Source organism: Magnetospirillum moscoviense, assembly GCF_001650635.1.
Classification (GTDB): Bacteria; Pseudomonadota; Alphaproteobacteria; order Rhodospirillales; family Magnetospirillaceae; genus Magnetospirillum; species Magnetospirillum moscoviense.
Genome location: NZ_LWQU01000201.1, coordinates 1 through 10010, shown reverse-complemented (window position 1 = coordinate 10010; position 10010 = coordinate 1). Strand labels below are relative to the sequence as shown.

Here is a 10010-nt window from a genome sequence, read left to right as displayed (position 1 = left end):
GACTGCACCCGACCGGGGCGTGATTGCGTGAAAATCTCCTTGCAACGCAGGGGCCGTCCACACATGACCGGTTGTATTGCCCCTCGCCGGGCGGGCGCATCCGCGCCCTTGGCCGCCGCCGCAATGGCGGCTGGATACCGGCCAACAAAAGCTTGGCCGGTATCAGGCCTGTTCCAGCTCGACCAGGGTGCCGCAGAAATCCTTCGGATGAAGGAACAGCACCGGCTTGTCGTGGGCGCCGATCTTCGGCTCGCCGTCGCCCAGCACGCGGGCCCCTTGCGCCTTCAGCCGGTCGCGGGCCGACAAGATGTCTTCCACCTCGTAGCAGATATGGTGGATGCCGCCCGAGGCGTTCTTTTCCAGGAAGGCGGCGATCGGCGACTTGTCCCCCAAGGGATGCAACAGCTCGATCTTGGTGTTGGGCAGCTCGACGAAGATCACGGTGACGCCGTGGGCCGGCTGCGGCACCGGATCGGACACCTTGGCCCCCAGGGTGTCGCGGTAAAGTGCTGCGGCGGCGGTCAGGTCGGGAACGGCGATGGCGACGTGATTCAGCTTTCCGATCATAAAATCCTCGACGGACAAAGTTTGGTCCCGACCTCATAGCATAGCTTGAGTGAAATTCCGATATTCGCTTGCGCCGGTGGCCGTGCCGCATTACCACTTCCCATCCGCCGCCGAATTGACCGGAGCCCGTGTCCGCTTTGCAGGACTTGCCGACATCCGCCGACGAGCGCCCCGCCCCCAACGCCGACGTATTGTTCATCGGGGGCGAGATGCCGCTGTGGCAGCACCTGGCCAATGCCGTCATGCTCGCCGGACTGGTGACGATCGCGGTCGCGGTGGTGTGGGTGATGAGCTCGCTGCCGCGCATCGACGGCCAAGTGCCGGTGCACGGACTGGAATTGCCGGCCAAGGTGGCGCGTGATTCCATTGGCGTGCCGACCATCACCGCCCGCTCGGTGCGGGACGGATATTTCAGCATCGGCTGGGTCCACGCCCAGGACCGCATCTGGCAGATGGAATGGCAGCGCCGCATCGGCGCCGGACGGCTGGCCGAACTGGTCGGCGCACCGGCGGTGGAAACCGACAAGTTCATGCGGACCCTGGGCCTTTATCGCCTGGCCGAGGCCAGCTTCGAGCGCCTAGACAAGCCGACCCGCGACGCCCTGATCGCCTATGCCCAGGGTGTCAACGCCTGGATTGACGCCCATCGACATCGCCTGCCGCCGGAATTCCTGTTGCTGGGCACTAGACCCGAGCCGTGGCGGCCTGCCGATTCGCTGGTGTGGCAGCGGATGATGGCCATGCAGTTGGCCGGCGACTGGCGAGAGGATTTGTTGCGCGCCAAGTTGGCGACAAGGCTGGATGCGAAGCGCCTGAACGAATTGTGGCCCGGCACCACCGACGGCCCGATCACCCTGTCGGCCGCCACGGCCCAGTCGCTGCTGGCCCTGGTCCCCGAGGCGGTTCGGCCGCGCCAGGCCTCGAACGCCTGGGTTCTGTCCGGGACTTTGACCGAATCGGGTAAGCCGCTGTTGGCCAACGACCCGCACCTGCCGTTCCAGGCGCCGTCCTTGTGGTACCTGCTGACCGTCGAGGCGCCCGGCCTGATGGTGTCGGGCGGCACCGTTCCCGGCGTGCCGTTCCATCTGGTCGGCCATAATGGGCGCATCGCCTGGGGCATGACCACCACCCACGCCGATACCGTCGATCTGGTGATCGAAAAGCCCAGCGCCGACGGCCAATCCTATCAGATCGGCAAGCAGGCCAGGCCGTTCCTGCGCCGCGACGAGACCATCCGCGTCAAGGACGCCGCCGACGTGACCATCACCGTGCGCGAAACCCAGCACGGCCCGATCATCTCGGACCTGATCGGTGGGGCTCGACCAGACCAGGTGGTGGCCCTGCGCGCCACCGCCCTGGAGGCCAACGACCTGACCGCCCAGGCCTTCTTAAAGATGGGCCGCGCGGTGGACTGGCGCGGCTTCACCCAGGCCCTGGGCGACCTGCACAGCCCGGCCTTGAACTTCATGTACGGCGACATCGAGGGCAATATCGGCTTCATGACCGCCGGCCGCATCCCCCGACGCAAGAGCGGCGACGGCACCATGCCGGCCGAAGGTTGGTCGGATCGCGGCGACTGGATCGGCTGGATCCCGTTCGACAAGCTGCCGCAAAGCCTGAATCCCAAGGCCAAAAGGCTGATCAACGCCAACAACCAGGTGGCTGGCCCGCGCTATCCTTTCCTGATCACCGCCCACTGGCCCATTGGCGCCCGCGCCGAGCGGATCGATCAGTTGCTGCAGGACCGCAAGGCTCTGACCACCTTCGACATGAGCGCGATCCAGGCCGATCTGGTGTCGCTGCCGGCCTTGGAACTGCGCGATCTGCTGGGCAGCCCGACCACCGCCGATCCGCGCGCCAACGAGGCGCTGCGCCTGCTGACCGAGTGGAACGGCCGCATGGAGCCCGACCGCCCCGAGCCCCTGATCCTCAACGCCTGGATCGAGGAGGTGTGGCGGGGCCTGTTCGCCGACGAACTGGGTGAGGATTTCGCCCACTTCCGCGCCGTCCGCCCGTTCGTGCTGATCGATGCCCTGACCCGCCATCGCCACTGGTGCGACGACGTCACAACCGCCAAGGCGGAATCCTGCGACGAGCAGGTCCAGACGGCCTTGGATCGCGCCATGGCCCGCCTGTCCGGCCAATATGGGGCCAGCGTGGTGTCATGGCGGTGGGCCACGGCGCACCGGGCGGTGTTCGACCACCCGATCCTGTCGGCGGTGCCGATGCTGTCGCGGCTGGGCCGCACCGAGATCGAGACCGGCGGCGACGATTTCACCGTCAGCCGCGGCACCTTCGCCCCCGGTCGCTTCCAGCATGTCCACGGCGCCGGCCTACGGGCGGTGTTCGACCTGTCGAACCTGTCGGCCAGCACCTTCGTGGTCGCGGTCGGACAGGCCGGCAACCCGCTGTCGCGCCATTACGACGACCAGGCGCTGGCCTGGCGAAGCGGTCGCGGCTTCGCCATCGGCCAGCACCTCGACCATATGGCGACGCTGGAACTGGTGCCCAGTTACTGAGCCGGCGGCGGCGGCGGTCCGTAATTCATGTAGGCGCCGCGGAAATAGAGCAGCGGCGCCCCGCCCTCCTGGTGCTTGATCGACTGAACCCGGCCAATCAGAATCAGATGGTCGCCCCCATCGATCTTGTTTTCCAGCGAGCATTCCAGGCTGGCCAGGCAGCCCTTGATCAGCGGCACCCCGGACGTGCCGGCGCTCCAGTCCACCCCGGCCCACTTGTCGTCGGACCGGCGGGCGAAGCGGATCGACAGGTCGCGCTGGGTCTCGGCCAGCATGTTGATGGCGAAATGGCCGAAATTGGTGAAGGCATCCAGGCTGGAGGTCTTGGCCCCCAGGCAGAACAGAACCAGCGGCGGGTCCAGCGACAGCGAGGAAAAGGCACTGACCGTCACCCCCACCGGCTGGCGGCTGTCGGGTGTCAGGGCGGTCACCACGGTCACGCCAGAGGCGAAGCACCCGAGGGCCTTGCGGAAGGAACGGTCGTCTACGGTCATGGGAACACTCGGCGGAAATGGCGGAACTACTGTTTCAGATTAGTAAGGTTCTACCGCATCGGTCAAATGCCGATCCGTCCCCGACGGTGTGCATAACCCCGGTTGACGAAAAATTGTGCGAATCGGCAGTTGACTCGCGACAGCGGGAACGAATTATAGCATTGTTCAGGGCAACCTGCTGATCGAACGGCTTGCCGCGCGGGCCGTAACTGGGGATTTGAATGTTCGCGATCATCGGTATCGTCACCACCATTGCCTGCGTGATCGGCGGATACGCGGCCAGCGGCGGCCATCTGGACGTCCTCTGGCAGCCTTTCGAGTTCATCATCATCCTGGGCGCTGCGGTGGGGTCCCTGCTTTTGGGCAACCCAAAATCGACGATTACCGGCATCGCCAAGAATTTCGCCATCATCTTCAAGGGGCCGCATCACAAGAAGGACGATTACGTCGAACTTCTGTCGATGCTTTACTCGGTGTTCAAGCTGGCCAAGACCAAGGGCGACCTGGCCCTGGAAAGCCACGTCGAAAAGCCTGACGAAAGCCCGCTGTTCGGCAAGTTCCCCAAGTTTTCCGGCGACCATCACAGCCGTACCTTCCTGTGCGACTATCTGCGCCTTTTGACGCTGGGCACCTCGAACGCCCACGAGATCGAATCGATCGTCGATGGCGAGATGGAAGCCCACCACAAGCACTATCACGAGATTTCCCACGCCGTGAACCTGATGTCCGACGCCATGCCGGCGCTGGGCATCGTCGCCGCCGTGCTGGGCGTCATTCACACCATGGGCTCGATCACCGAGCCGCCCGAGGTGCTGGGCCACCTGATCGGCGCGGCGCTGGTCGGCACCTTCTCGGGCGTGCTGCTGTCCTATGCCTTCTTCGCGCCGTTCGCCCGCAACATGCAGATGGCGTTCGATTCCGACCATTATTATTTCCTGGCGATGAAGGCCGGGCTGTTGGCCCACATGCAGGGTTACGCGCCCCAGGTGTCGGTGGAGTTCGCGCGCAAGATCCTGCCCGACGAGTTGCGCCCGACCTTCCAGGAACTGGAAGAGACCGTCACCAACCTTCCGCCCGATTGATGACCGGGTAAGGCGGCCGAGACATGGCTGAAGGCCAACAGATCATCATCAAAAGGTACAAGAAGGTCGCCGGCGGCCATCATGGTGGTGCGTGGAAGGTGGCCTATGCCGACTTCGTGACGGCGATGATGGCCTTCTTCCTGCTGTTGTGGCTGCTGAACGCCGTGACGGAAGAGCAGCTGACCGGCATCTCCAACTATTTCGCCCCGTCCATGGCCTCGAAATCCCAGTCGGGCGCCGGCGGCATCCTGGGCGGCCAAGTGATCGGCCAGGGCGCCCAATCCTCGAACACCTCGTCTCCCAGCCTGGTCCAGCACCTGCCGCCGCCGTCGATCGGCCTGGGCGGCGAGGACCTGACCACCGCCACCACCGAGCCGATGGAGGGGATGAACGAGCAGGAATTCAAGGAAAAGCTGGCCGAGCGCGAACAGCAGAAATTCGACAAGGCCAAGGATCAACTGGAACAGGCGGTCAAGGGTATCCCCGAGCTCAAGCAGTTCCAGGGCTCGATGACGGTGGACAACACACCGGAAGGCCTGCGCATCCAGATCACCGACCAGGAAGGCCTGGCGATGTTCCCGGCCGGCAGCTCGGCGATGTTCGGCCATACCCGCGCCCTTCTGGATCTGGTCAGCCGCATCGTCAACCAGATGCCCAACAAGATCGCCATTTCCGGCCATACCGACGCGGTCCCGTTCCGCGATCCGTCCGGCTACACCAACTGGGAATTGTCGGCCGACCGCGCCCTGGCCAGCCGCCGCGCCCTGCTGGCCTCGGGCGTGCCGGAAGCCCGCATCGACCGCATCGTCGGCCGCGCCGACGTCGATCCCTATGTGGTCGCCGACCCCAAGGCGCCCAGGAATCGCCGCATCAGCATCATCTTGCTGCGCGAAAACGACCTGACCGGGCCGCCGGAACTGCCGGCCAGCCAGCAGCCGGCCCCGACCAAGCCCGGCCCCGCCCCCGCCAATGGCGGCCGCAAGGGCTGACATGACCGACGAGACCGCCCTGGTTCCCCTGGCCGTCCCGTCCGAGGATTGGTCGGACCCGTGGCGCCACCCCGAACTCTATTCCGCCGTCACCATGCGCCGCGTCATGGCCTATGCCGTCGATGCCGGCATCGTGCTGGGCATCACCGGCATGATGTGGTTCGCCATGATCTTCCTGGGTCTGTTGTCGTTCGGCCTGCTGTTGCCGTTGCTGCCGCTGGTGTTGGCGCTGGTGCCGCTGGCCTATCACATCGGCCTGATCGCCGGGCCGGCCCAGGCGACGTTCGGGATGCGGCTGTTCGGGCTTAGGGTGGTCAGCATCAGCGCCATCCCGCATGGTTTCGGTGGACGCCCGACCCCGATCCAGGCCATCATCCAGATCGTGGCGTTCTATGGTTCGGTGACCTTGACCGGCGGGCTGGTTCTGATCGTCGCACTGTTCAATGCCAAGCGTCGTACATTTCACGATTGGCTGGCCGGCACCGTGGTAGTGACACTTCCTGCCGACGCCACCACATGAGGGATACGGGCAGCCACCGGCCGCCTTAAGCTTCGTCGAGACCGGACCGCATGGATCACGTTCCCCTCAAACGGCCGCATTTCTTCTTCACCACGGCGCCGCTGCCCTGCCCCTATCTGGCCGACCGGCTGGAACGCAAGATCGTCACCGAATTGAACGGCCCCGACGCCGAGATCTTGCATGAATCCCTGTCGCGCGCCGGCTTTCGCCGCTCTCATTCCATCGCCTACACCCCGGCCTGCCCCGGCTGCTCGGCCTGCATCCCGGTGCGCATCGTCGTCGATGGCTTCAAGCCGGACCGGACCTTGCGCAAGGTGGCCAAGGCCAATGCCGGCCTGACGGTGCGCACCGTGCCGGCTCGGGCCACCGCCGAGCAGTTCCGCCTGTTCTCGCGCTATCAGGAATCGCGCCATACCGGCGGCGACATGGCCCTGATGGGCTTCTACGACTACCGTTCGATGATCGAGGACAGCCCGATCGACACCTTCATGGTCGAATTCCGCTCGCCGGACGGCATCCTGGTGGCCGGCTGCCTGGCCGATCGGATGTCCGACGGCCTGAGCGCGGTCTATTCCTTCTTCGAACCCGACGCGGCGGCCCGCTCGCTGGGAAGCGCGGTGGTGCTGTGGCTGATCGACGAGGCCCGGCGCCGTTCGTTACCCTTCGTCTATCTCGGCTATTGGATCGGTGAAAGCCGCAAGATGTCCTATAAGGCCCGCTTCCAGCCGCTGGAGGCCTTCGGCCCCAACGGCTGGTTGCCGTTGGACCCCGACACTCAGCCCCCCGGACAGAATTCACCGGCCGACAGCTTGCGCTGACTGTGGTTTTCCGAAATTCCACCACGGGACAACTGGTCTGACCAATCAGGCCATGGCATAGTACGCAAAAAGCTGGAAAATCCATCGGTCATTTCTGGGAGGATGGGCATTGGCTCCATTTCTGATGTTGAGCGCCATGATCGATCGCATCAATGCGTCGATCGGCCGCACGGTGACGTGGCTTATCCTGGTGATGGTTTTGATCAGTTCGGGCAACGCAATGGTGCGCTATACCTTCAACAACAGCTCGAACGCCTGGCTGGAAGTGCAGTGGTACCTGTTCTCGGCGGTGTTCCTGCTGTGCTCGGCCTACACCTTGCTGAAGAACGAACATATCCGCATCGACGTCGTCGTTGGCCGCTTCACGCCCAGGACCCAGGCATGGATCGACGTCATCGGCACCCTTTTATTCCTGATGCCGATGGCCGGGGTGATCCTGTGGCTGTCCATCCCGGTCTTCGTGCAGTCGCTGACCGGCATGGAGCAATCCAGTGACGCCGGCGGCCTGATCCGCTGGCCGGTCAAACTGATGATCCCGCTGGGCTTCACCCTGCTGCTGCTGCAAGGCCTGTCCGAGCTGATCAAGAAGATCGCCTTCCTGACCGGGGCAACCGCCGATGCCGGCGCCCCGGCCCACGGCCATCATGGAGGCGATCAATGACCGAATTCATCATCGCCAACATGGCGCCGTTGATGTTCGGCGCCTTGGTGTTCTTCCTGCTGTTCGGCTATCCGGTCGCCTTCGCCCTGGCCGCCAACGGCATCGTTTTCGGTCTTTTGGGCATGGAACTGGGCCTGTTGAGCGGCAACCTGTTCCAGGCCCTGCCCGAGCGCATCTTCGGCATCATGCGCAACGACACGCTTCTGGCCATTCCGTTCTTCACCTTCATGGGGTTGATTCTGGAACGATCCGGCATGGCCGAGGATTTGCTCGACACGGTCGGACAGTTGTTCGGCCCGATTCGCGGCGGCCTGGCCTATGCGGTGATCTTCGTCGGCGCCCTGTTGGCGGCGACGACCGGCGTGGTGGCGGCCAGCGTCATCTCGATGGGTCTGATCTCGCTGCCGATCATGCTGCGCTACGGCTATGACCGGCGGGTGGCATCGGGCGTCATCGCCGCTTCCGGCACGCTGGCCCAGATCATCCCGCCATCCCTGGTGCTGATCATCATGGCCGACCAGTTGGGCCGGTCGGTCGGCGACATGTATGCCGGCGCCTTCGTGCCGGGCTTAATCCTGACCGGCCTTTATACCGGCTTCATCCTGCTGGTCACCCTTTTCAAGCCGTCCATGGCCCCGGCCCTGCCGCTGGAAGCGCGCTCGTTGCATGGCATGAAATTGGTCAGCCGGGTGCTTTTCTCACTGGTGCCCCCCCTGGTGCTGATCTTCCTGGTGTTGGGCACCATCTTCATCGGCATCGCCACCCCCACCGAGGGCGGGGCCATGGGGGCGACCGGCGCGCTGATCCTGGCCCTGGCCCGGCGCAAGCTGAGCTGGAGCCTGATGCGCCAGGCGATGGACACCACCGCCAAGCTGTCGAGCTTCGTGGTGTTCATCCTGGTGGGATCGACGGTGTTCGGCCTGGTGTTTCGGGGCGTCAACGGCGATCTGTGGGTCGAGCATCTGCTGACCGGCCTGCCCGGCGGCCAGTTGGGTTTCCTGATCTTCGTCAACATCTTGATGTTCGTGCTGGCCTTCTTCCTCGATTTCTTCGAGCTGGCCTTCATCCTGGTGCCGCTGCTGGGCCCGGTGGCCGAGAAGATGGGCATCGACCTGATCTGGTTCGGCGTGTTGCTGGGCGTCAACATGCAGACCTCGTTCATGCATCCGCCGTTCGGCTTCGCCCTGTTCTATCTGCGCTCGGTCGCGCCGCGCACCGACTATCTGGACAAGGTCACCGGAAAACAGATGGCGGCGGTCACCACCGGACAGATCTATTGGGGCGCGGTGCCGTTCGTCATCATCCAGATCATCATGGTGTGCCTGGTGGTCGCCTTCCCCGGCATGGTCACCGACTTCCTGGGCCGCGACAAGGTGATCGACGCCTCGGAAATCCAGATCGAACTGCCGCAGACCGATTACGGCGGCGGCGGCGGCCAGTATGGCGGCCCCGGCGGGCAAGAGGACGGCCAGCCCCAGGGCGGCATGTATGGCGGCCCCGGCGCGTCGTCGGGCGAATCGAAGTAACCCCTTCAAAGCCCCGCTTCACGACCCGAAGCGGGGCTTTTGCTCGCCAAAGGACCATAATGAGCCATCGACTGAATGAATTCGGCCAACCGATCGGCTGGACCGTGGCCGACTGGTCGGCGCGGCCGCGCCCGGGACGGGAGCCGATGGCGGGGCGCCATTGCCAGGTGCTGGCCCTTGACCTCACCCGCCATGCCGACGATCTGTGGGCGGCCCTGTGCCCGCAAGGCAACCAGGCGAGCTGGACCTATTTGCCCTATGGCCCGTTTCCCGACCAAGACGCGTTCGACCAGTGGCTTTCATCCGCCGCTTTGAAGGATGACCCGCTATTTCATGCCATCGTCGATCAGCGGACAGGAAAAGCGGTGGGGATCGCCAGTTTCCTGCGGATCGACCCCGCCAACGGCGTCATCGAGGTCGGCCATATCCATTTTTCCCAATCCCTGCGCCGAAGTGCCGCCGCCACCGAGGCCATGGCCCTGATGATGGCGCGGGTCTTCGATGAATTGGGCTATCGCCGCTATGAATGGAAATGCGACGCCCTCAACCAGCCGTCGCGGGCGGCGGCCGAGCGCCTGGGCTTTCGCTTCGAGGGGATTTTCCGCCAAGCGATCGTCACCAAGGGACGCAACCGCGACACCGCCTGGTATTCGGTCATCGACAGTGACTGGCCGGCCTTGAAACAGCGCTTCGCGCGCTGGATCGGTCCGGCGAATTTCGATGAAGCCGGTCGGCAGCGTCAAAGCCTGTCGGCGTTATAAAAAGGCTCTATTCGTGAATCGTATTGACGGTCACGCCCCCATGGCGGCGGCGAGGCAATATCGCGCGGTCGGG

At 64.5% G+C, this 10010-nt stretch carries 10 protein-coding genes; 8 read left to right on the top strand and 2 right to left on the bottom strand.

The window, feature by feature from the left end:
- Positions 1-162: 162 nt before the first annotated feature.
- Positions 163-567, bottom strand: a complete 405-nt coding sequence (mce, locus tag A6A05_RS19140) for a methylmalonyl-CoA epimerase (RefSeq protein ID WP_068504685.1) — start codon at positions 565-567, stop codon at positions 163-165.
- 128 nt (positions 568-695) lie between these two features.
- On the opposite strand from mce, the gene A6A05_RS19135 reads away from it, so the two are divergent.
- On the top strand, positions 696-3086 hold the full coding sequence (locus A6A05_RS19135; RefSeq protein ID WP_068504682.1) for a penicillin acylase family protein: 2391 nt from the start codon (positions 696-698) through the stop codon (positions 3084-3086).
- On the opposite strand, the gene A6A05_RS19130 is transcribed toward A6A05_RS19135, so the two are convergent.
- Positions 3080-3580 (bottom strand): flavin reductase family protein, encoded by a 501-nt coding sequence (locus tag A6A05_RS19130; RefSeq protein WP_068504680.1) that lies wholly within the window; start codon positions 3578-3580, stop codon positions 3080-3082. The genes A6A05_RS19135 and A6A05_RS19130 overlap by 7 nt on opposite strands.
- Positions 3581-3801: 221 nt before the next feature.
- On the opposite strand from A6A05_RS19130, the gene motA reads away from it, so the two are divergent.
- From motA to A6A05_RS19095, 7 genes are all read left to right on the top strand, one after another.
- Positions 3802-4662, top strand: a complete 861-nt coding sequence (gene motA, locus A6A05_RS19125; RefSeq protein WP_068504678.1) for a flagellar motor stator protein MotA — start codon at positions 3802-3804, stop codon at positions 4660-4662.
- 23 nt (positions 4663-4685) lie between these two features.
- Positions 4686-5651, top strand: a complete 966-nt coding sequence (locus A6A05_RS19120; protein WP_068504676.1) for a flagellar motor protein MotB — start codon at positions 4686-4688, stop codon at positions 5649-5651.
- A 1-nt stretch (position 5652) separates the two neighbouring features.
- Positions 5653-6171 (top strand): RDD family protein, encoded by a 519-nt coding sequence (locus tag A6A05_RS19115; RefSeq protein WP_068504674.1) that lies wholly within the window; start codon positions 5653-5655, stop codon positions 6169-6171.
- A 50-nt stretch (positions 6172-6221) separates the two neighbouring features.
- Positions 6222-6989 (top strand): arginyltransferase, encoded by a 768-nt coding sequence (locus A6A05_RS19110; RefSeq protein ID WP_068504672.1) that lies wholly within the window; start codon positions 6222-6224, stop codon positions 6987-6989.
- Between the two features lie 136 nt (positions 6990-7125).
- Entirely contained in the window at positions 7126-7650 is a 525-nt protein-coding gene (locus A6A05_RS19105; protein WP_245644382.1) for a TRAP transporter small permease subunit, read from the top strand.
- The gene (locus A6A05_RS19100) at positions 7647-9176 is read left to right on the top strand and encodes a TRAP transporter large permease (RefSeq protein WP_082911081.1); all 1530 of its coding nucleotides are present in this window, start codon (positions 7647-7649) and stop codon (positions 9174-9176) included. The genes A6A05_RS19105 and A6A05_RS19100 overlap by 4 nt, the downstream gene beginning before the upstream one ends.
- A gap of 59 nt (positions 9177-9235) precedes the next feature.
- Entirely contained in the window at positions 9236-9937 is a 702-nt protein-coding gene (locus tag A6A05_RS19095; protein ID WP_068504669.1) for a GNAT family N-acetyltransferase, read from the top strand.
- Positions 9938-10010 lie beyond the last annotated feature (73 nt).

What these genes read in the sequence shown, in the direction of transcription:
- A6A05_RS19105 (WP_245644382.1), top strand. Translation starts at nt 7,126, where the DNA reads ATGATCGATCGCATCAATGCGTCGATCGGCCGCACGGTGACGTGGCTT.
- A6A05_RS19120 (WP_068504676.1), top strand. Translation starts at nt 4,686, where the DNA reads ATGGCTGAAGGCCAACAGATCATCATCAAAAGGTACAAGAAGGTCGCC.
- mce (WP_068504685.1), bottom strand. Translation starts at nt 567, where the DNA reads ATGATCGGAAAGCTGAATCACGTCGCCATCGCCGTTCCCGACCTGACC.
- A6A05_RS19115 (WP_068504674.1), top strand. Translation starts at nt 5,653, where the DNA reads ATGACCGACGAGACCGCCCTGGTTCCCCTGGCCGTCCCGTCCGAGGAT.
- motA (WP_068504678.1), top strand. Translation starts at nt 3,802, where the DNA reads ATGTTCGCGATCATCGGTATCGTCACCACCATTGCCTGCGTGATCGGC.
- A6A05_RS19100 (WP_082911081.1), top strand. Translation starts at nt 7,647, where the DNA reads ATGACCGAATTCATCATCGCCAACATGGCGCCGTTGATGTTCGGCGCC.
- A6A05_RS19130 (WP_068504680.1), bottom strand. Translation starts at nt 3,580, where the DNA reads ATGACCGTAGACGACCGTTCCTTCCGCAAGGCCCTCGGGTGCTTCGCC.
- A6A05_RS19095 (WP_068504669.1), top strand. Translation starts at nt 9,236, where the DNA reads ATGAGCCATCGACTGAATGAATTCGGCCAACCGATCGGCTGGACCGTG.
- A6A05_RS19110 (WP_068504672.1), top strand. Translation starts at nt 6,222, where the DNA reads ATGGATCACGTTCCCCTCAAACGGCCGCATTTCTTCTTCACCACGGCG.